At 63.1% G+C, this 19,693-nt stretch carries 19 protein-coding genes; 11 read left to right on the top strand and 8 right to left on the bottom strand.

The window, feature by feature from the left end:
- The first annotated feature begins 107 nt into the window (after nucleotides 1-107).
- The 8 genes from ACP7BV_RS25170 to ACP7BV_RS25135 all read left to right on the top strand — a co-directional run bounded on the left by ACP7BV_RS25170 (nucleotide 108) and on the right by ACP7BV_RS25135 (nucleotide 9,207).
- Nucleotides 108-1,265: an MGDG synthase family glycosyltransferase gene (locus ACP7BV_RS25170; protein ID WP_426107629.1), complete on the top strand. Its 1,158-nt coding sequence runs from the start codon at nucleotides 108-110 to the stop codon at nucleotides 1,263-1,265.
- Nucleotides 1,262-1,747 carry a hypothetical protein gene (locus ACP7BV_RS25165; protein WP_426107628.1) on the top strand — a complete coding sequence of 162 codons (486 nt, stop codon included), beginning with the start codon at nucleotides 1,262-1,264 and terminating at the stop codon, nucleotides 1,745-1,747. Before ACP7BV_RS25170 ends, ACP7BV_RS25165 begins: the two co-directional genes overlap by 4 nt.
- A gap of 142 nt (nucleotides 1,748-1,889) precedes the next feature.
- Entirely contained in the window at nucleotides 1,890-4,106 is a 2,217-nt protein-coding gene (locus ACP7BV_RS25160) for a putative bifunctional diguanylate cyclase/phosphodiesterase (RefSeq protein WP_426107627.1), read from the top strand.
- 70 nt (nucleotides 4,107-4,176) lie between these two features.
- On the top strand, nucleotides 4,177-4,761 hold the full coding sequence (locus ACP7BV_RS25155; protein WP_426107626.1) for a hypothetical protein: 585 nt from the start codon (nucleotides 4,177-4,179) through the stop codon (nucleotides 4,759-4,761).
- Between the two features lie 116 nt (nucleotides 4,762-4,877).
- Nucleotides 4,878-6,011, top strand: a complete 1,134-nt coding sequence (locus ACP7BV_RS25150; protein ID WP_426107633.1) for a chromate transporter — start codon at nucleotides 4,878-4,880, stop codon at nucleotides 6,009-6,011.
- A 75-nt stretch (nucleotides 6,012-6,086) separates the two neighbouring features.
- A complete protein-coding gene (locus tag ACP7BV_RS25145; RefSeq protein WP_426107625.1) occupies nucleotides 6,087-6,419 on the top strand; it encodes a hypothetical protein in 333 nt (110 codons plus the stop codon).
- 112 nt (nucleotides 6,420-6,531) lie between these two features.
- Nucleotides 6,532-6,828: a hypothetical protein gene (locus tag ACP7BV_RS25140; protein WP_426107624.1), complete on the top strand. Its 297-nt coding sequence runs from the start codon at nucleotides 6,532-6,534 to the stop codon at nucleotides 6,826-6,828.
- A 474-nt stretch (nucleotides 6,829-7,302) separates the two neighbouring features.
- Entirely contained in the window at nucleotides 7,303-9,207 is a 1,905-nt protein-coding gene (locus tag ACP7BV_RS25135; RefSeq protein ID WP_426107623.1) for a glycoside hydrolase family 16 protein, read from the top strand.
- A 56-nt stretch (nucleotides 9,208-9,263) separates the two neighbouring features.
- Here the strand turns inward: ACP7BV_RS25135 and ACP7BV_RS25130 are convergent, their stop codons facing one another.
- The 8 genes from ACP7BV_RS25130 to ACP7BV_RS25095 all read right to left on the bottom strand — a co-directional run bounded on the left by ACP7BV_RS25130 (nucleotide 9,264) and on the right by ACP7BV_RS25095 (nucleotide 17,619).
- Nucleotides 9,264-9,647, bottom strand: a complete 384-nt coding sequence (locus tag ACP7BV_RS25130) for a hypothetical protein (RefSeq protein ID WP_426107622.1) — start codon at nucleotides 9,645-9,647, stop codon at nucleotides 9,264-9,266.
- Between the two features lie 101 nt (nucleotides 9,648-9,748).
- On the bottom strand, nucleotides 9,749-11,065 hold the full coding sequence (locus ACP7BV_RS25125; protein ID WP_426107621.1) for a DUF58 domain-containing protein: 1,317 nt from the start codon (nucleotides 11,063-11,065) through the stop codon (nucleotides 9,749-9,751).
- The gene (locus ACP7BV_RS25120; protein WP_426107620.1) at nucleotides 11,058-12,083 is read right to left on the bottom strand and encodes an AAA family ATPase; all 1,026 of its coding nucleotides are present in this window, start codon (nucleotides 12,081-12,083) and stop codon (nucleotides 11,058-11,060) included. The genes ACP7BV_RS25125 and ACP7BV_RS25120 overlap by 8 nt, the downstream gene beginning before the upstream one ends.
- Entirely contained in the window at nucleotides 12,073-13,446 is a 1,374-nt protein-coding gene (locus tag ACP7BV_RS25115) for a DUF4350 domain-containing protein (RefSeq protein ID WP_426107619.1), read from the bottom strand. The genes ACP7BV_RS25120 and ACP7BV_RS25115 overlap by 11 nt, the downstream gene beginning before the upstream one ends.
- Nucleotides 13,443-15,062 (bottom strand): hypothetical protein, encoded by a 1,620-nt coding sequence (locus tag ACP7BV_RS25110; protein ID WP_426107618.1) that lies wholly within the window; start codon nucleotides 15,060-15,062, stop codon nucleotides 13,443-13,445. Before ACP7BV_RS25110 ends, ACP7BV_RS25115 begins: the two co-directional genes overlap by 4 nt.
- 10 nt (nucleotides 15,063-15,072) lie before the next feature.
- Complete coding sequence (locus ACP7BV_RS25105; RefSeq protein WP_426107617.1) at nucleotides 15,073-16,020, bottom strand: stage II sporulation protein M; 948 nt, start codon at nucleotides 16,018-16,020, stop codon at nucleotides 15,073-15,075.
- On the bottom strand, nucleotides 16,017-16,688 hold the full coding sequence (locus ACP7BV_RS25100; RefSeq protein WP_426107616.1) for an RDD family protein: 672 nt from the start codon (nucleotides 16,686-16,688) through the stop codon (nucleotides 16,017-16,019). The genes ACP7BV_RS25105 and ACP7BV_RS25100 overlap by 4 nt, the downstream gene beginning before the upstream one ends.
- Before the next feature lie 409 nt (nucleotides 16,689-17,097).
- A complete protein-coding gene (locus ACP7BV_RS25095; protein ID WP_426107615.1) occupies nucleotides 17,098-17,619 on the bottom strand; it encodes a WGR domain-containing protein in 522 nt (173 codons plus the stop codon).
- Nucleotides 17,620-18,222: 603 nt separating this feature from the next.
- Here ACP7BV_RS25095 and ACP7BV_RS25090 point away from each other — a divergent pair.
- The 3 genes from ACP7BV_RS25090 to ACP7BV_RS25080 all read left to right on the top strand — a co-directional run bounded on the left by ACP7BV_RS25090 (nucleotide 18,223) and on the right by ACP7BV_RS25080 (nucleotide 19,655).
- Nucleotides 18,223-18,666, top strand: coding sequence for a hypothetical protein (locus ACP7BV_RS25090; RefSeq protein WP_426107614.1), 444 nt, complete (start codon nucleotides 18,223-18,225; stop codon nucleotides 18,664-18,666).
- 129 nt (nucleotides 18,667-18,795) lie between these two features.
- The gene (locus ACP7BV_RS25085; protein WP_426107613.1) at nucleotides 18,796-18,975 is read left to right on the top strand and encodes a hypothetical protein; all 180 of its coding nucleotides are present in this window, start codon (nucleotides 18,796-18,798) and stop codon (nucleotides 18,973-18,975) included.
- A gap of 56 nt (nucleotides 18,976-19,031) precedes the next feature.
- Nucleotides 19,032-19,655, top strand: coding sequence for a hypothetical protein (locus tag ACP7BV_RS25080; RefSeq protein WP_426107612.1), 624 nt, complete (start codon nucleotides 19,032-19,034; stop codon nucleotides 19,653-19,655).
- Nucleotides 19,656-19,693 lie beyond the last annotated feature (38 nt).

The following is a 19,693-nucleotide window of genomic DNA, read 5'->3' as shown; positions in this document are numbered from 1 at the left end:
CTTGGCGCGGTATGGCTTCGTTCGGGAGCACGCGCGCCCGATCAAGCCCATGTGCAGAGTCCAATCATATACAATCGGCAAGCTTAAACTTCCCATCACTCGATTTCATGACCCAGAAAAAACTGCTACTCCTGAGCGTATCTGCCGGCGCCGGCCATATGCGCGCCGCCGAGGCGCTGCGCGCCCACGCCCAGCTGCATCATGGCGGCGTCGACGCGGTCCACCTCGACGTCATGGATTTCGTCAGCACAGGCTTTCGCAAGCTGTACGCCGAGTACTACATCAAGCTGGTGAACAAGGCGCCGGCGCTGTGGGGTTACCTGTACCACGCCACCAACGAGGCCCGCCCCGACAGCTCGCGCGAAAAAATGCGGCGCGCGCTCGAACGGCTGAACACCGGTGCGCTGCTCAAGGAAATCGCGCGGGTCAAGCCGGACGCCATCATCTGCACCCATTTCCTGCCCGCCGAACTGCTTTCGCGCCTGATCCGCAAGCATGGCTTCACGTGTCCGGTGTGGGTCCAGGTGACGGACTTCGACCTGCACCGCATGTGGGTCCACGATCACATGGCAGGTTACTTTGCCGCCAGCGAGGAAGTCGCGTTTCGCATGCGCGCGCAAGGCATTGCCGGCGCGGCCATTGCCGTGACGGGCATCCCCATCATGCCGGTGTTCGGCGCGCCGCTCGAACGCAGCATCTGCGCGCGCGAAGCCGGGCTCGACCCCGAGCGCACGACCATTTTGCTGATGGGCGGCGGGGCAGGGCTGGGCAGCCTCGCTACGGTGGCAGAACGTCTGCTTGCGCTAGGCAGCGATTTCCAGCTGATCGTTTTGGCAGGCAAAAACGCGGCCGCGCTGGAAGCACTCAACGCGCTGGCGCTGCGCTATCCCGCTCGCCTGCTGGCCCAGGGCTTTACCGACAAGGTGGAGCGCCTGATGGCCTGCGCCGACCTGGTCATTACCAAGCCGGGCGGGCTGACGACGTCCGAATGCCTGGCCATGGGCTTGCCGATGATCGTCAATGCACCCATCCCCGGCCAGGAAGAGCGCAACGCCGACTACCTGTTGGAGCAGGGCGTGGCAATGAAGGCCTTCGACAGCGTCACGCTCGAGTACCGCGTGCGCTACCTGCTCGACAATCCGGCCAAACTGGCCGACATGCGCGCCAAGGCGCTGGTGCTGGGCCGCGCCGACGCCGCCCGCGCGGTGCTGGCCGTTGTTTTGCCCGACACTGGCCATCCTCCCACCATCGCGGAAGCGGCGTGAAGGCGCCCGCGCGCCGCAACCTTGGTATTGCGCTGACGCTGGGCTGGGTCGTGCTGCTCGGCCTGTTTTTCGCGATGACCGAAATCCAGATCGAGGGCCCGGCCGGGTGGGCCGCCAACCTGCCGACCTGGCGCATTGAGCACCACTGGCTGCTCGACATTTTCTGGGGCGGTCGTCCCATGACGGGCTATCACGCCTGGGTGTTTCCGTTTATCGCACTGTTTTTCCACTTTCCGTTTTTCTTCCTGCAGCAATGGTCGTGGCGCCTGGAAGCGCGCGCGGTCAGCTGCATCATGGCGTTCTGGATTGCGGAAGACTTCCTGTGGTTCGTCTTCAATCCCGCCTTCGGCCTTGCCAACTTCGATCCGGCACATATTCCTTGGCATATTCACTGGCTCTGGTTTGCGCCCGTCGATTACTGGTGGTCCTTGCTCGCAGCTGCGGTGTTGATGACTTGGTCTCACCGGAAATCTCGTCCTTAGGGCAACCGCAAGCGAGCAAAACGCAACGCTATTGGTATTGACGCAGGAATTTTTAAATGCTTTAGGGAACGTCAAACCGCTTACTCATGTATTCTGGGGGCAAGTAACTGGATGTTTCCTTGTTCTGCGCACCCATTCCCCAATGCACATTGCCCCGTTTCCTGCCGATGAAGCCGAGCGCCTACTGGCGCTGTACTCCGCGCGCATACTCGACACAGAACCGGAAGAAGAGTTCGACCGCATTACGCGCATTGCCGCCAAGTTGCTGAAAGTACCCATTGCGCTGGTCTCGCTGGTCGATGCCGAGCGCCAGTGGTTCAAATCCAAAGTTGGCCTGGACGTCACGCAAACGCGGCGCGACATATCGTTTTGCGGGCATGCGGTGCTGCAAAAAGAGCCGTTCCTGATCTCTGACGCCCAGGCCGACGCGCGCTTTGCCGACAATCCATTGGTGATGGGAGCGCCGTTTGTGCGCTTTTACGCCGGCATTCCCCTGCTGTCGGTGGAAGGCCAGGCGCTGGGTTCTTTTTGCGTCATCGACCACGTTCCGCGCATCCTGACCGACATCGAACTGGCCTCCCTGGTGGACCTGGCCCGCATGGCGCAAGAGCAAATCCAGCGCCGCCAGTTGCTGCTCGCGTCCGGCAAAGTGCTGGAGACTTTGCGCGAGAGCGAAGAGCGCCATCGCCAGCTGATCAGTCATGCGCCCGAGGCTTACCTGGTCAGCGATGGCGCGCGCATCATCTTTGTCAACCAGGCCGGGATGCGCTTGCTGGGCGCGCAGCGCGCCGACCAGATTGTAGGCATGCCCGCCCTCGGTATCGTCGCACCCGCCTACCGCCAGATCGTCGCCCAGCGCGCCGAGATGGCGTACCGCACGCTGCGCCCGAATGCACCGCTTGAAATGCGATGGCTGCGCGTCGATGGCGCCGAGGTGGATGTGGAAACCACCACGGTGTCGTACACGAGCAATGGCGAGGTGCGCATCCAGATTATTGCCCGCGACAATACCATCCGCAAGCAATACAAAACCGAGCTCGAGCAGCTCGCCACGCACGATGTGTTGACTGGCCTGCCCAACCGCGCCGTGCTGCGCGACCGCCTTGAGCAAGGCATCCACCGCTGGCTGCGCCAAGGGCATGGCGCGGTGGTGGCTTTTCTGAACCTGGACCACTTCAAGAACGTCAACGATGCGTTCGGCCACAGCGTGGGCGACCAGGTCCTCACCTCGGTGGGCAAGGTCTTGCAATCCTCGGTGCGCAAGAACGATACGGTGGCGCGCATCGGCAATGACGAGTTCGTCCTGATCCTCGAACAGATTGACGAGAGCGAACTGCGCATCTTGCTGCAGCGCCTGATTGACAATATCGGCCAGCCGATCAAGGCATTGCGGCAAGATATCACCGTTTCGTGCAGCGTCGGCTATTGCCGCTACCCGGCTGACGGCGCCACCGCCGATGCGCTGCTGACCGCCGCCGATACTGCCATGTACCGCGCCAAGGACCTGGGCCGGGCCACGGTCAGCTGCTACGAGCCGGCCATGCAGGGGGCGGCCAGCGAGCGCCTGACGATGGAGAGCCGGCTGCGCCTGGCCCTGGCGCAAAATGAATTCGTGCTGCATTACCAGCCCAAGGTAGACCTGCGCACGGGCAAGGTGGTCGGACTCGAAGCGCTGGTGCGCTGGCAGGATCCGCAGCTGGGCTTGATTCCCCCGGTGCGCTTTATCCCCGTGGCCGAGGAAACGGGCTTGATCGTCCCGCTGGGCGACTGGATTTTGCGCACCGCGTGCGAGCAGGCAGCGGCGTGGCAGCGCGAAGGCATTGCCCACATGCCGGTGGCGGTCAACCTGTCGGCGCGCCAGTTCCTGCAGAGCGACCTGGTCGCGCGGGTGGGCCAGATCGTCCGGGAAACGGGCATCGCGCCGCACCTGCTCGAACTGGAGCTGACCGAGAGCCTGTCGATGGACAGCCCGGAAAAAAGCATCGCCGTCCTGACCGCGCTCAAGGAAATTGGCCTCACGCTCACAATCGACGATTTCGGCACCGGCTACTCCAACCTCAGCTACCTGAAACGCTTCCCGCTCGACAAATTAAAACTGGACCAGTCCTTCGTGCGCGACATGGCGCAAAGCAGCGAAGCGCTGGCCATCGCGCAGGCCATCATCACGCTCGCACACGGCCTTCACCTGCGGGTGGTGGCCGAAGGGGTTGAAACGGCCGAGCAACTGGCCTTGCTCACCCTGCAGGGCTGCGACGAAATGCAGGGCTACTTTTTCAGCCGGCCCTTGCCCGTTGCGCAATGTTCGGCGCTGCTGAGGGAGGGCAAGGAACTGGCCTTGTCATTATTTCCCGTCGTTTAACCCCGTTTCCGGCCGTGCCCCGTTTCACAAGCAGCGAGCTTTTATTCACTGCAAGGAACCGGAGAACACCATGACACGCGCCACAGCCCCAAGCACCATCGCACTGCACAGTATCAAGATCGCATCCCCATGCACGGCCTCCTGGGCCGCCATGAGGGGCGACGACCGGGTGCGCCACTGCAACGACTGCAACAAGAGCGTTTTCAACCTGTCCGCCATGCCCGAGGCCGAAGGCGCCGCGCTGCTGGCCGCAAACGCCGATGGCGCCTTGTGCGTGCGCTATTACCAGCGGGCCGACGGTACCGTCATGACAAGCGACTGCAGCACCAGCGCCCGGGCCTATACGCGCCGCACCCTGCGCAAGTTGCCCGCGCTGGCCGGCGCAGCCATCGTCGCCATGTCGGCGGGGGGCGGCGCCACGGCACAAAGCATTCCGCCGACCCCGCCGCGCGACGTGGCAACAATCATGATGGGCGCCCCGATGCCCACCGCGACGACGACCGTGACCGTGCCCGTGCCCGCCCAGGCAGTGCGCCCGCCGCTGGCCGTTGCTAGCACCGTTGCGCCAAATCCCTACATCATGGGCAAGCCGTCCTTCGATCGCAACAAGGAGCCGGCGATCAAAGACAAGGAGCCGGTGCCACCCGCGCTGTAAACACATTGAGCAACACACGCTACAATCTTACTTCTTGAACAGCGCACTGGCGCGGAAGGACGAGATTGAACGAGCCCAACTTGGCAGCCGAGCGCTGCGCATACACCCTGTGGGACATGGTGCTCTACATGCTGCGCCTGGGCGCGCTTGGGTTCGGCGGCCCGGTGGCGCTGGTCGGCTACATGCACCGCGACCTGGTGGAGCGGCGCGGCTGGATCACCGAGGCCGACTACAAGGAAGGCTTGGCGCTGGCCCAGCTGGCGCCGGGGCCCTTGGCGGCGCAGCTGGGCATCTACATGGGCTACGTCCATTACCGCATCCTGGGCGCAACGCTGGCCGGGCTTGCCTTCGTCATCCCGTCGTTCCTGATGGTAATCGCGCTGGGCTGGGCCTACGTGCGCTTTGGCGGGCTGGCGTGGATGCAGGCGGTGTTCTATGGCGTGGGCGCGGCGGTGATCGGCATCATCGTCATGAGTGCGCGCAAGCTGACCATGAAAAGCATCGGCAAGGACAAGCTGCTGTGGGCGATTTACCTCTTGCTCGCGGCGGTAACGGTCATCACGGAATCCGAAGTTGCCTGGCTCTTCATCGCCGCCGGCGTGCTGGTCTGGCTGGTGCGCGCGCCGCCCAGGTTTTTGAGCGGAGGCAAGCTGCATTCGGTGGCCTTGCTGCACCTGCCCGTGCTCTCCGGCGTGGCCAGCACGGCCGAAGGCGGCGTGCTGGTGCAGCTGGCGCTGTTCTTCGCCAAGGCAGGCGCGTTTGTTTTTGGCTCGGGCCTGGCGATCGTGCCGTTTCTGTTTGGCGGTGTGGTCACGCAATTTCATTGGCTGACAGAAAAGCAGTTCGTCGATGCGGTCGCCGTGGCCATGATCACGCCGGGGCCGGTGGTGATCACCGTGGGTTTCATCGGCTACCTGATCGCCGGCTTGCCGGGCGCGATTGTCGCCGCGCTGGCGACCTTTATTCCCTGCTATTTGTTCACCATCATTCCGGCGCCATACTTTAAAAAATACGGCAAGGTGCCTGGCGTGCTGGCCTTTGTGGACGGCATTACGGCAGCGGCCATCGGCGCCATTGCCGGCTCGGTCATCGTGATCGCCAGGCGCTCCGTGGTCGATGTGCCGACGGCACTCATCGCTTTGGTGACGATAGGGCTTCTGTGGCGCTTCAAACAGTTGCAGGAACCGGTGGTGGTGCTGGGGGCCGCGCTGATCGGGCTGGCAATTTATCCGCTCGTGCATTTCAGATAGTCATTTAGTTGCATTCGCGTTAAACTGGCTTTTTAGGCAATCATCTGCTTGCCTTTATTTCCCCAGGAGACTTCCATGCGTCTGTCGAACACCGTTCTTGCCTTGCTGTTTGCCGCCACCCTTGCCGCTTGCGGCAAGCCCCTTCCCGCTGACAAAGCCGCGTTCGCCGGCCAATGGAGCGGCCCGGCAATGCAGATGCTGATCACCCAGGACGGCAGGGTCGAATACAGCCGCGTCAACGACGGCAACACCACGTCGGTCAAGGCGCCGATCAAGGAATTCGCCGGCAACAACCTGATCGTCGGCCTGGGCCCGATGGCAACCACTTTCGTGGTTTCGGCACCCCCGCACCAAGATGGCGAGGCATGGAAGATGACGGTTGACGGGGTCGAGCTGACGAAAAAGTAAGGCAGTGAAGGGGGTGTGGATGACCGTCCACACATTATTTCCTATGCGCGTTAGCGAACGGAAATCTTTCCTTCTGTGGCATATCCTGAATTGGTCGAACAGGAGAAACCGCATGCAACAACTTATGATCACCGTGATGGCAATGCTCAGCGTGATCGCACCGATCGTGCTTGGCAAAGTGCGCCGCATGCTGATGACGCCGCGCCTGCTCAAGCTGTCCCAGCACATGTTGTGGACCACGTCCCCGCGCCCGGCCACGGCGCTCGACACGGGCGCGGACCATGCCGACGCTCATCAGTTCGCCGGCACGCCCGAATGGGAAAATCTGCTGGCCTACGCCAGGTCGGGCCGCACGTTTTGCATTGCCTTTGCCTGTCGCTTGTTTCCAAAACAAATCATCGCAGCGTAAGCGCCACCCCGCAAAAAGCCACTCACTCCGGTTCCCGGACATGAGTGGCTTTTTCCATTGGTGAGTCTGGATGAACGTGGGCCGGGCACAAACAAACCATCGCACGCCGTGTTTTGCATTGACACAAAACATTTATAGGAATATATTTTAGTCAAAGTTGGAAACGCTTCCACCCTGCCTTAGCAGGCCGGCTGCCGCATCCCGACGACTTCATTTACACCAGTGCGCAGGCGTCAGACCTGCCCGGTCAGGAGACTTATGTTCCATCGAAACGCTTCACGGCGGCAGCCCCACTGCGCCCGCTTTTCCCGCCCCGCCTGCCGCGCAGCGCGCAGCGCGCCCAACGAATGCACCAGCAAGGAACAGCCAACGCATGCAGTTGGCGTGGAGTGGCCCAGGCGAATGGGAAGGCGCTTTAAAGCGCCGTGTCCGTCCGGTCCATATTTTGAAGAAGAGTAGAGACGAGGAGTTACAGTGAACAAGCAAAGCAATCAAATGGGCAGCACACAAAAAAAACTGGTGTTGTCGGCGCTCGCGGCCAGCCTGTTGATGATCTATGGGGCGCAAGCGTCGGCCAGCGTGACCAGCCCGACCATCGGCCGGCTGCTGTGGTCGGAAGAATTCAATGGCACCAGCCTGGACGCCACGCGCTGGACTGCGGACAACGGCAATGGTTGCCAGATCAATCTGTGCGGCTACGGCAACGCCGAGCTGCAGTACTACAGCCCGAACAACCTGTCGATCGTCAACGTCCCGTTCGAGACCGCCACGCGCGCGCTGGCCATCAAGGCGCAGCGCGAAGTAGTGGGCGGCAATTCATTTACATCGGGGAAAATCACCTCGGCCGGCAAGGTGCAGGTGCAGTACGGCATGGTTGAAATGCGCATCAGCACGCCGGCGGTAGGCGTTGGTTTGTGGCCAGCAGGCTGGATGCTCGGTTCGAGTCCGCAGACCTGGCCGCGCAACGGCGAGATCGACATCATGGAAATGGGCCACAAGGCCGCCGGCCGTGTGCCCGCCGGCTCGCCGTCGGCGAACAATTTCACCGGCTCGAACGTCATCACGTTCCAGCAGGCCGCCTGCGTGCCCGGCAATGAAAGCTGCGCCGCCTCGACCGCGTGGCAAACCAAGAACTGGTACGCGGCCGCCACACCGCTGGTGAACCGTTTCGTCACGTACCGCTTCTACTGGACCGAATCCCAGATGCGTTTTACGGTCGTCGACAATGGCGTCGAACATAATCTGTATGACAATCCGCTGCCGGTCAATTCGACCGCGCTGCAGGCGCCGTTTTACCTGCTGCTCAACCTGGCAGTGGGCGGCAACTTTACCGATGCGGCCGTGCCGGGCAACGTGACCGCGCCACTGCCGGGCACCATGTATGTCGACTATGTGCGCGTGTATGAACTGGACGGCAAAGGGTCGGTCAAGCTGGGCAATACCATCACGCCGGAAGTGGGCAAATTCGGAGTCTTCTCGGACAACACCGTGGTCAACAACAAGCAGGTGGCCGGCACCAGTTCCGACATTTTTCTGTGGAATGGTGCCTCTACGTCGGCAGGCAATATTGCGCCCTTTGAAGGCAGCAACGCCATCGCTTGGAACTATACGGCGCCGAACAACTGGTTCGGCGGCAGCGTGCAGTCGCGCCAGGTGCATGACATGAGCAACTTCAAAAATGGCGTGATGAAGTTCCGCATCAAGATTCCGGCCAACGTCGCCTTTAACATCGGCGTGCAGGATACGTACACCAACCAGAACTCGGTGAACTTTCCGCCGAACGTGACGACGTATGGCCTGGTGCGCGACGGTAACTGGGGCACGGCAACCATTCCAGTGTCGGCGCTGGCAGGCACCAAGATCGCGCTGCAGTCGATGCTGGACCAGTTCCAGATTTCAAGCGACGCGGCACGCCTGCCGACGGCGCCGTTCCAGTTTGCCATTGACGATATCGTCTGGGATACGGGTGTGGCAACCCCAACGCCAACGCCGACGCCAACGCCTACACCAACCCCAACGCCAACGCCAACGCCAACGCCAACGCCAACGCCAACGCCAACCCCGACGCCGACGCCGACGCCAACCCCAACCCCGACGCCAACGCCAACCCCGACGCCGGCCCCGACCCCAGTATCAGTGAGCCAGGCCGGCGCCACCAGCCTGACCTTCACGGTGCGCACGACCAGCTGGGCCGACGTGCACTACGCCGTCAACGGCGGTGGCCAGCAGAATTTGCGCATGCGCCAGGATGCAGGCGTGAACACCTACACGGCCGGCGGCTTGAAGATCGGCGACGTTGTCAAATACAGCTTCACCTATTGGGACACGACCAAGAACTACGCCGTCGACACCGCAATCCAGAGCTATACCATGAAGTAAGGCCTGCCGGCCTTTTTGCACGGCGGCCGCGTTGCCTGACGCGCCCGCCGTTTTTTTCAGGAAGCGCACTGCGTATCGGCCTGCGGCGTGCTGGCATAGCCACCCGTCACGCCGCCATAGGGCGCTTCGGTCAAGTCGCCGATCCAAGGCGCGCTGCCAACCACCAGGGGAACGGGCGTGCCAAACAGGCCGCTCGCTCCTTTCAGCAAAAATTGCTTGTGCGCCTGCCCGATGGCGATGCGCATCAGCCTTTCCGGGCACAGCACAGGTTCGCCCAGCATCTGCGCCACGCGCTCCTGGTCAAACGAGAATGTGACGCGATTGCGCTCGGGGCAGGGCAGCGCGATGGCAACCGCGCCTGTCGCGTCGTCGCTCAAGCTGACGGTCACCGTGGACTTGCCGAAACGCTGGGATACAAAATACCGGACGTGCGTCTTCATCGAAAATTTCCCCAACTAAAAATGTAAATTTAGCATTGATTTCAGTTGAGGTATTGCACGATTCCGGTCGGAAATGGGGGTTTCGCAGCGCCAATTTGGCGCTACAGCTGGCCGCTTTCCTTGATGGCGCGGTAGCGGTTCACCAGCGCGCTGCTTAACTTTTCCGGCGTAATGTCGATCAGCCGGTCGGCGCGGATGCCGAGCCGCTTGATGGCGTCGCGCCGCTGCTGCAGGTAGTGCACCGTGGCGCTGTAGCGCAGCGCGTCGCCAAACGATTGCACTTCGGTGCTGCGCGCGCGGTCCATGACTTTTTCGCGCAGGCTGGCGCACATCACGAGGTGCTTGGTCGACATCAGTTCGCACGCCGCGCGCAGCGCCGTGTCGTCTTCGTCGCGCAAGTTGGTGATGACGACGACAAAGGCGCGCTTGCTCAAGCGGTTGAGCAGTGCCGTGGCGGCCTGCGTGAAGTCGGGCGCCATCTCGCTTGGCTGCAGGTCGTAGACGCCGGCCAGCAGGCGGTCAAGCCCGGTGCGGCCCTTGAGCGGCGCCAGCCAGCGCGTTTCGCCGCCAAAGGTCATCAGGCCGACGGCGTCGCCCTGTTTTTGGGCAAGAAAGCCCAGCGTCAGCACGGCATTTAAGGCATGGTCGAAGTGCGTGGTGACGTCGTCGCGCGCGTGCATGCGGCGCCCGGTATCGAGCAGGAACACGACCTGCTGGTCGCGCTCTTCCTGGTATTCGCGGGTGATCGGCTTGTTGCGGCGCGCGGTCGCTTTCCAGTCGATCGAGCGCATGCTGTCGCCCTGGCGGTATTCGCGCAGCTGGCGAAAGTCCGTCCCTTCGCCGCGCCGGCGCTTGCGGATGGCGCCGGCGGCGGGCGCGCGGCGGTCGGTGGCGCTGAGCGTATGGCCAAGCAGTTGCGCAAAGTCGGGAAACACCTTGACCTCGCTGTCGGGCCCCACGCGGTGCAAGCGCGTCCACAGTTGCAGGGGCGAGGTCACGCGCAGGAATGCGGGCCCGAAGGCGGCTTTGCCGCGCTGGTCGGGGCACAGGCGGTAGGTGACGGCGGCAAAGGCGCCGGGCGCGATGCGGGTGCTGTGCTCCAGGCCTTCCATCGGCCACTGGGTCGGATAGTCGTCGTGCAGGTCGAGCGCGAGCGTGCGCGCGCTCTCGTTGTGCACGCGCAGCGTAACGTTGTTCCAGCAGCCGACCGGCCACACGCCTGCCAGCTCGCGCTCCACGCGCAGCGCCGGCTGGCGGCGCGACATCCAGGCGTCAAGCGCCGCCACGGCAGCCAGCGCCACGCCGGCGCCCTGCCAGAACTGGGCCAGCAGCGGCCAGTGGCTGGCCGCCAGGCCCAGCACGGCCCAGCCGCCGGCGCAGGCCAGCAGTGCGCGCGAGGGCGTCAACGCGTCAGCCACGCGGCGCAGGCACTTCTTCGATCAGGCCGTGCAGCAGGTCGTCGCTGGACAGGCCATCGAGTTCGCTTTCCGGCGAAATGGCGATGCGGTGGCGCAGCACCGGCAGGCTGGCGCTCTTGATGTCGTCCGGCGTGACGTAGTCGCGCCCGGCCGTCAGCGCCATCGCGCGCGCCATGCGCACCAGCGCGATGCAGCCGCGCGGGCCGGCGCCAATCGCCACGCCCGGCCAGTCGCGCGTGGCCCGCACCAGGCGCACCGCATACGCGGCCACGGCGTCGTCAACGCGGATCTTGGCCACCAGCTGCTGCAGCACCACGATGGTTTCGGGCTTGACCAGGGTGGCCACGTTGCTCACTTCCAGGCCGTCGCCGACGCGGTCGCGCGTGACCATCTGCAGCATCGCTTCTTCCTCGGCCTGGCTCGGGTAGTCGATCCGCACCTTGATCAGGAAGCGGTCAAGCTGCGCTTCGGGCAGCGGGTAGGTGCCTTCATTTTCCAGCGGGTTTTGCGTGGCCAGCACCATGAACGGGGGGGGCAGCTGGTACGACTCGCCTTCGATGGTGACCTGGCGCTCCTGCATCACTTCGAGCAGCGCGGACTGGGTCTTGGCCGGCGCCCGGTTGATTTCGTCGGCCAGCAGCAGGTGGGTGAAGACGGGGCCCTTGCGCACGCTGAAGCTCTGGCTCTTGATGTCGAACATGGCGTGGCCCATGACGTCGGCCGGCATCAGGTCGGGGGTGAACTGGATGCGCGAAAAGTCGCCCGAAAACGTTTTCGCCAGCGCTTTGACCAGCAGTGTCTTGCCCAGCCCGGGCACCCCTTCGATCAGCACGTGGCCGCCGGCCAGGCAGCACGCCAGCACCTGGTCGACAACGTGCTGCTGGCCGATGACGGCGCCGCGAATTTCGGCGCGCATGCGCTCGATGATGCCGATCGCCTGCGCCAGGCGCTCGGCGGAAATGGCCGGCGCGGCCGGGGTGCGGGCGGCGCTGTCGCTGCTCGAGATGCTATCGTTCATGGTGGTTTCTCAGTTCTTGAAGAATGCGGATCTGGCGCGTAAAATGGAGGGACGTGCTGGCGGCGGCCTGGTTCAGGGCCTGGCTGACGTGGACTTCTGGCAGCGCGCACAGGCGCGCCAGGGCGGCGTACAGCTCGCCCTGGGGCAGGCGGAACAGGGCCGGAGCGCGGCGCCGGATGATGTCGAGCGTGTCCTGGCGCGCCGCGTCGAGCAGCACCTGGCGCCCGCCCTCGGCCTTCCAGAGCCAGGCGCCGCTGGCGTCGATATGCTCCATCAGGCTGCGCCGTTCGATGGCGCTTTGCGGCAGCACCGGGCCAAAGCGGCGCACGCCGGCCCAGAACAGCAGCGCAAGCAGCGCCGCCAGCGCGAGCAGGGCCATGCTGTAGTGCTTCCACAGCAGCCGGTACCAGGGCACGGCGTCCAGGTTTTGCACGATCGTCACCTGACGGCTGGCCTGGTTCAGCGCGGCCAGGGCCAGCAGCAGTTCGCCATGGTCGTGCTCGCGCAGCTCGCGGTTATTGAAAAAGTCATCGGCCAGCATCACGATCTTACCCTTTGCTTCGGCGTACACGCGCACCGTGCTCGCGTCATCGTCGCTCCACAGCGCCTGGCGCGCGCCGGGCATGCTGATCAGCTTTGTGTATCCGGCGTTCAGTTCGAGCCGGTAGCCGGCACCGGGAAGTTCGACGTGGCGCATCGCCGGGCCCGACTTGCGGACCGGTTTGCAGTCCTTGGGCGCGCTCTTGCCAGCCTTGTCGCTTCTGGCGCAACTGCCGGGTGGCGCGGCGAAAAACAGGCGTGCGCCCAGGAGTACTGCGATGGGGTCGTTTTCCACCAGCTCGTCGCTTGAATCGCCGGCCTTGGCCGCGCTGTCCGCGGTGGCTGGCTCTTCTTCTTCGTCGCTGTCGTCGCTGTTGCTGGTGCTGGCGTCCTCATTCGCGGCGGTCGCCGTGGCCGGCCCGTCCGCTTCGGCCTGCTCGGCGATCTGAACTTTCAGTTGCGCTTCCTCGGCCGCAGTAATCCAGCGCGGTTGCGCGACCAGCGTATTGCCGCGCCTGACCCACGCCAGCAGACGCTTCGCCTTGTCCTGTTCCATCACGCCGGAGGCGTCGGCCAGAATCAGGGTTCCATCGGGCAGCTTGTCGAGCGCCAGTTCACCGAGCGAGCCGGCCACGGTCACGCTGCGCGCGTCCTGGCGCAGCAGCATGGTGGCGGCCAGCATGCGGTTGCGGCGCGCCGCATCGGACTGGCCGGGAACCGGTTCCCACTTCTTTTCCATGCTTTGGTGCCAGCCCCAGGCGCCAAGGGCGCCGAGGGCGAGAACACCCAGCAGCGCGAGCAGGTATTTGGCGGGCGTGTTCATGCGCGCTTCTCCCTGGCCGCGCCGAATTGCTGGTCCCACTCGGCGCAGCGTGCATGCACGGTGCCGTCGTCGGGCCAGCGGTCGCCGTAAGCGCCGTTCAGCCACAGCGTGGTGGCGGCGCGCGCCACCTCCAGCCGGCCTTGGCCCAGGCGCTGGGCGCCATTGGCGTGGGTGGCCGCGCGCAGGCAGTCGCCTTCGGTGTCGCCCTGGCGCAGGGCCAGGCCATCGTCGCTCACCAGGCGCGACAGCGTGGCCCGATACAGCAAGGCCAAAGCGGCGCGCCGCTCTCCGCTGGCCCACAGCGCGCGCACTTGCGCTGTGACGTCCGGCGGGAGCGACTCGGCGCGGATGTCCAGGCCGCCCACTTCGGTTGCGCGCGCCAGCTTGACGCCGCGGCTGAAAGCGGGGAAATGGTCGCGGTAGCGGTACAACAGGTAGGCAACGACGCCGATACCGAGCGCGATGAACACGATCTTGAAGATCGACGCCAGAAAACCCAGGTTCGGCAAGTTTGGAAAACCGGATGCGTCCCGCTTTTTCTCCTTTTTCTTGGCCTTGATTTTGGCCGGCTTGGGCTGCCAGTTCTCCACGCACTCAAAGCCGCGCAAGTCCTTGTGCTGGTAGACCTGGTCGACCTGCTGGCGCACTTGCGCCTGGTGCGCATTGGCGCTCTTGCCGCGCGCCGGGAGGTCGAGTTTTGGACCGTCGCAGGTGGCGCTGAGTGCTGCAGGGGTGGCGGGGGCGGCCGCGCGGGCGTCGGCGTCGGGCGCCGCGCCCAGCGCGCACGCGGCAGCCAGCGTGGCGAGCAGCAGCGAGAGCGCCGGTGCGCCTGGCGTATGCGGCTTGGCCAGTACGGGGCGGCGGATCTGGCGCAGCTGGAGTTCGAGGTCCCACGCCTCCAGGCTGGCGCGCCGGTTCAGGTACAGCGTAAAGCCGCAGGCGGTGTAGATGGGCGCCATGATGCCGCCCGCCACGGTGTAGGCGCCCAGCCACATCAGTTCGCCGAGCCGGTTGCCCACCACGTCCGCTTGCTCGCCGAAGAGCAGCCGAAATGGGCTGGCGCCGTCGCCGTCGCCGGCGAACATGGCCAGGAAGTAGATCAGGCCGAATTCGAGCACCAATTCAAGCACCACGCACACGATGCCGAACCAGAACGCGGCCTGACCCGTGCCGTTGGCGCGCAACACGCGCCGGCGCACGGCGGCCACGTCGTCGCGCGCCATCTCGAGCTGCCAGACCGGCTGCATCAGGCCGCGCCCGGCGGCAAAGATGCGCCCCCAGGTCAGCAGTTGCCAGGCGCCGCCGCCTAGCTGGCCGGGCCAGGCGCGCACCGCTTCCTGCCACGTGACGGCAGTGCCGAACACCTGGCGCGAGAGCACGTACAGCGGCGCGCGTTCGAGCATGGGGCGCACCCACCAGGCCAGCACGGCCCACAGCCAGCCCAGATCGGGCAGGTAGAGCGTGAGCGCCGCGCACAGCGCCGCCAGCGGCAGCCAGAGCACCAGAAAGGATTTGTAGGCGGCGCCCGCGTGCGAACGCAGCAGCGCAAAGCCCAGGTCAAGCGCCTGGGCGTGGCTGCGCGGGCGCAGCTCGATTTGCAGCTTGTCTATTTGCACGGCGCGCCCCTCATTGCTTGCCGCGCCCGGCGAACGCGAAGAACGCGATCACCAGCGTCCAGCACAGCGCGCCCACCGCATACTTGACGCTTTGGGGAATCGACGTCGAGGCCGACCAGAAGCCTTCGAAAAAGGCGGCCAGAAAGGTCAGCAGCGCAGCGCCCACGATCACCGGGAACATTTGTTCGCTAGCGACATGCAGCGCGTGGCCGCGCGACAGGCGGCCCGGGTGGATCAGCGCCAGGCCCAGCTTCATGCCCGACAGGCCCGAGAGCACCAGGCCGGTCACTTCAAAGCTCGAATGGGTGATCACGAACGACCAGAAAGTGTGGCGGGTGGCCGGATCCTTGCTCAGCCAAGCGCCGATCACGCCGATGTGCATGCCGTTGAACGCCAGGCTCAGCAAAGCGGGAATGCCGCCGAAAATACCGCCAGCAAAGGTCCGAAAGCAGATCGAGATATTGTTCCAGATATAGTGGCCGAACATTTGCATATCGCCCTCGCTGCCGCCGCGCCCAAACTTGATGGCGCTGGGCTGGTACATCTGGTGCGCGCTGGCCAAGTCGTTTGACGACATAAAACTGTAAGCCAGTTGCGGGTCGTACCAGACCATGAGGCCAATGCCCAGGCCCACGCCAAACACGGCCAGCACGGCCACCAGCAGCAAGCGCCATTCGGCGCGCACGCGGCACGGAAAGTCGACCATCATCCAGCGCAGCAGCGTATTGGGGCGCTGCACCGCGCTGCCGTACAGCAGGCGATGGCAGTCGCCCACCATCTTTTGCAGGTAGTCGGCCACGGCCGGGGAGTAGCCGCGCTGGCGGCACAGCGCCAGGCACTGGCACAGGCGGCGGTACAGCGCCGGCAAGTCGCGCCGGTCGGTGGCGCTGCCGTCGAGGATGGCGGCGATGCGCTGCCACAGCTTAGCGTTGTCGGCTTCAAACTGGTGTTGCTTCATTGGGTAAATCCTGCGACATAGCCGCGCATCGCTTCGACCGAGGCGGCGCCGATGCGGCCGGTGAGCGGCGCGGCGAGCGTGCCCAGTTCAGCCATGCGCTCGATCGGCAAGCTGCTTTCGCGGTCGAACAGGTCGGCCAGAGTGCGCTGCTGGTCGGCATTGAGGGGGAAGGGCGGCGGCATCGGTGGGGCCGCCGGCGGGCGCGTGCGCACCGGCCTGAACTCGCGGTGGATGACGACAGTGCCGGCGACAATGTCGCCGAGGCGCCGGAACTTCACGTCGAGCATCATGCACAACAGGCCCGACATATAGAAGATGGGCAGGAAGTCCGCCACCAGCAGCAGGTTGCGCAGCGTCGATTCGCGCCAGCCGACCGGCAAGCCGTCGGCGCGCACCACTTCCAGGCCGGTGGCGCGCTTGCCCAGCGTGCGTCCGCCGAAATAGACTTCGCTGATGATGGGGTAGCCCCAGTAGGCGACGAACAGGGCGATCGAGTACAAACCCTCACCGAGCTTGCCTTTGGGGAGAATAGCGTACAGGAGCCCGGCGGCGACCGCCCAGACCAGGAAGTCGAGCATCCAGGCCACCGCGCGCAGATAAGGGCCGGCGGGGGTGAGCAGCAGGCGGATGCCTTCGGGTGTGACGAGGGACAAACGGCCGTCTAACAAGCGCGTCCCCTGGGATGGTTGGGCGCCGCGCTGCCTGTGTGACTTCCCGCCATGCTTAGCGCCATGCTGTGTGCCGTCTTGTTTTATTCTGTAGGTGTGTTTATTGTAACCAAGAAACGATATGCGGCTGGCAAAAATATGCATTTGACAGCATGAAAGCGACGCAAACGTGGGGCAGTGGATAAATTTACAACAATACGGGGAGCGAACTAGGTGGGTCGGGTTAGCGTAAATTGGCTTGGGAAGGTAGTCGTCCCGGCTCGCACGTGCTCGCTTGACTGTGTAAAGTAGCCAACGGCAGCCGGTCACTTTATGTCAAACGAAGCTTCAACGCGTGATGGGAGGCCAGACATAGGCGCGCTGGTAACGGTTGTTTACCAGCGCGATTCTTCCACGGACAGATTGGCGTTCAACCACCCTCGCTGGCAGCGATCTCTTTGTAGCCTTTCTTGGTTTTTTCCTTGATCAGTTTTTCACGCTCGGCACGTGCTTCGCCCGGTTCGTCGAAATCCTTCACCTTCGATTGTCCGGCAGTGCCGATACGGCCGAATCTAACATTCAACTCACAATCGCTGACGCTCACTTCCCAGAATTTGCTTGCGATGCCTTCCACCATCTCGAAACGCCGGACACCCAGGTTTTTCCGATAGCTGGCGACGAAGGCGGAGACGCGCTCTGCAGTGTCAGCCTTGGGCTCCTGGATCAGGAACATCTCGCGGTCTTCCCAATCGACCACGACCCCGATGGCCTCAGCCATTTCCTGGTCAAACTCGTCAAACGCGTCTTCGTCCTCGCAATCGGACGGCGGCATGAAGTTAAAGACCACGTACAGGTGGCCATTGCTCATGAAACGTAGCTCCGGCTCACCTTCAGCATCAAAACCCGAAAGCGCGACAACGCGCGCCACTTCACTATCGTTATTATCTTCCATGTGGTGCTGGCGTTTTCCGATGGCAGTGCATTGCGGGTGTACAAATCCCGTATGAGAAAGTCGAGATGCAACGTTACTAAAGTGTACTGCCGGTAATATTAAGGTGTCCATCCCCAATGTGCAAGGATGCAGGCGGGGCAGACTGCCGTTTTGAGTGACCGCGCGCCGCTTCAGTGGCGCTCGTCGGCTTGCGGCGTGTCGACCAGTGGCTGGGTGAACCTGGGCGACGCTACTTTGTCAGCCTTGACGATGCATGTTTCGTACGGCAGGCGGCGAGCCGTCGATCGGTCAACAAGTGCAATTGGATGATGCCAGGAGGCCCAGTCCATTGATCGATTCAATGGGAAAAAAACGACTCGGAAATGCTGACCCAGGCATGCGAGGAAGGCACGTGGGCTTGGGCAAGCAGACGGTATTTCAGCGTTGCGACGTTTGCCAACGAGTATGGCCATATCAGGCACGTGCGAGACATGTCGTACTGCTCAAGGCGGGCGAAAATCCTTAAAAACTTCAGCGCTATCGTTTACCTTCAACTAATTTCCGCCTTGGCGATGATCCTGACATTTCATCACCAGTGACGCGCAACGTTAAATAACGCTGGTCATGATTCGCACGCGCTCCTCGCGCCAGTCCGCTTTACAATTTACGATTAGCGTCCGCTCGAATCGTAGCCTGTTGAAAGCGCTTCAACTTGCGGCAAAATACCGCTGGTACGCGATCGCCATCGTGTGGATGGTTGCCGTGGCGGGCTGGGCCACCGTCTTCACGCTGCCCAACGACTACCAGACCAGCGCGCGCGTGTTGCATGGAAATTTCTTCTGCGGAGGCACTGATTTATCCCCTGCGGTTTCCTCCTTCGCGGCTTGCCCAACGCCGGCCGGGGACGCCTTCGCGCATCAGTTCGGGCCTGTGGCGGCGGCCGGCATCGGACAACCCTTAACGAAAGCGGACGGCCGATGGCGCCTACTCTACACCACAGGAATAGCCCGACCCACTCTATTCGAGGCCGACCCACTTTATTCGCTCTCGTCAATTGTTGCAACATAAGGAACTGCAGGACGCAAAAATACTTTCGCGCGAAAGCGCCCGACAGCTGGCAGGTAGCCAGTGCAAATGCAAAAATATGGCACGTGGCAAAATGGATCGTTCGTACTTTGATGAGAAGAAGGAATACAGGTGCCGAAGGTATTCAAGGATGACAAGCCGTGCGCGATCTGCGCTTTTATCGGCAGCTGGATGTATTTGCTCATGAAAAAATTTGGCCCGGAGCCGGACCTGGCGCTGTGGTCGAGCGCGACGGTGATCACGGCGCTGCGCTTGGCCTCCTGGCGATTCGAAATGCGGATAGGACATTAGTCTGACGGAAAATGCTTTTATGTTAAGGTTTTCTTTTTTTTACTGGATGACCTCACATGCCCCTGCAACCCAAGCTGCTGCTGCTCTTAGTGATTGCGTCGACGTTGCTCTTCGGCGGCTGCGCCAAGAAAGCCACCACGGAGCCCGGGCTTGCCAAGGTGGACTATTGGAAACCGATGTCCAGCTACCTCGCCGGCAACTACAGCGCCATGTGCATGGGGAATCCTGCGGAGACGAACGTCAACATCGTCATCGGTGCCGACGGCAAATACACCTTCGGTCAATACGCGGGCGACCTACACACAAGCACGGAGCTGGTGTTCAGCCGTAAGCGCCAATGGGACGGCTCTGTCGGGCTCTTTTTACACGCGGAGTGGGACGATGGGGTGCTCAACCTGGCCACCGGTAATGGCGGCCAGGGGAGTGTCGCCAGTTTTGGCAAGGGCGGAACTAATGTGTTTGTTTGCTCCCCATCGAAATGGACGATTGGGCTTGCCGCCAAGCCTCTGCACGTCGTGTTCGCGAGCCTGCTCGACGCGGCCCCACGCCAGATCAGTTGCATTCGTGCTGCCGACATGAAGATGACGAAGCTGTCTTATCAATTCAAGGATGGCGTGGTTCAGATTGGAGAGTACAAATACGGCGGTTTCAAATACCAAGCGCAACACTGGGTTAATTAACAGTGTCAGTCGGATGTTGCAGCAAGGCTATGTGCTGA

This window comes from Massilia sp. TSP1-1-2 (genome assembly GCF_049896185.1).
Lineage (GTDB): Bacteria > Pseudomonadota > Gammaproteobacteria > Burkholderiales > Burkholderiaceae_D > Telluria_A.
Note: the sequence above shows the minus strand (reverse complement) of the source record. Positions and strands in the feature narration are given on the sequence as shown.

Coding starts and splice junctions, on each gene's coding strand:
- ACP7BV_RS25170 (WP_426107629.1), top strand. CDS start 108: ATGACCCAGAAAAAACTGCTACTCCTGAGCGTATCTGCCGGCGCCGGC.
- ACP7BV_RS25160 (WP_426107627.1), top strand. CDS start 1,890: ATGCACATTGCCCCGTTTCCTGCCGATGAAGCCGAGCGCCTACTGGCG.
- ACP7BV_RS25095 (WP_426107615.1), bottom strand. CDS start 17,619: ATGGAAGATAATAACGATAGTGAAGTGGCGCGCGTTGTCGCGCTTTCG.
- ACP7BV_RS25150 (WP_426107633.1), top strand. CDS start 4,878: ATGGTGCTCTACATGCTGCGCCTGGGCGCGCTTGGGTTCGGCGGCCCG.
- ACP7BV_RS25115 (WP_426107619.1), bottom strand. CDS start 13,446: ATGAACACGCCCGCCAAATACCTGCTCGCGCTGCTGGGTGTTCTCGCC.
- ACP7BV_RS25080 (WP_426107612.1), top strand. CDS start 19,032: ATGCCCCTGCAACCCAAGCTGCTGCTGCTCTTAGTGATTGCGTCGACG.
- ACP7BV_RS25130 (WP_426107622.1), bottom strand. CDS start 9,647: ATGAAGACGCACGTCCGGTATTTTGTATCCCAGCGTTTCGGCAAGTCC.
- ACP7BV_RS25140 (WP_426107624.1), top strand. CDS start 6,532: ATGCAACAACTTATGATCACCGTGATGGCAATGCTCAGCGTGATCGCA.
- ACP7BV_RS25155 (WP_426107626.1), top strand. CDS start 4,177: ATGACACGCGCCACAGCCCCAAGCACCATCGCACTGCACAGTATCAAG.
- ACP7BV_RS25145 (WP_426107625.1), top strand. CDS start 6,087: ATGCGTCTGTCGAACACCGTTCTTGCCTTGCTGTTTGCCGCCACCCTT.
- ACP7BV_RS25105 (WP_426107617.1), bottom strand. CDS start 16,020: ATGAAGCAACACCAGTTTGAAGCCGACAACGCTAAGCTGTGGCAGCGC.
- ACP7BV_RS25090 (WP_426107614.1), top strand. CDS start 18,223: ATGATTCGCACGCGCTCCTCGCGCCAGTCCGCTTTACAATTTACGATT.
- ACP7BV_RS25120 (WP_426107620.1), bottom strand. CDS start 12,083: ATGAACGATAGCATCTCGAGCAGCGACAGCGCCGCCCGCACCCCGGCC.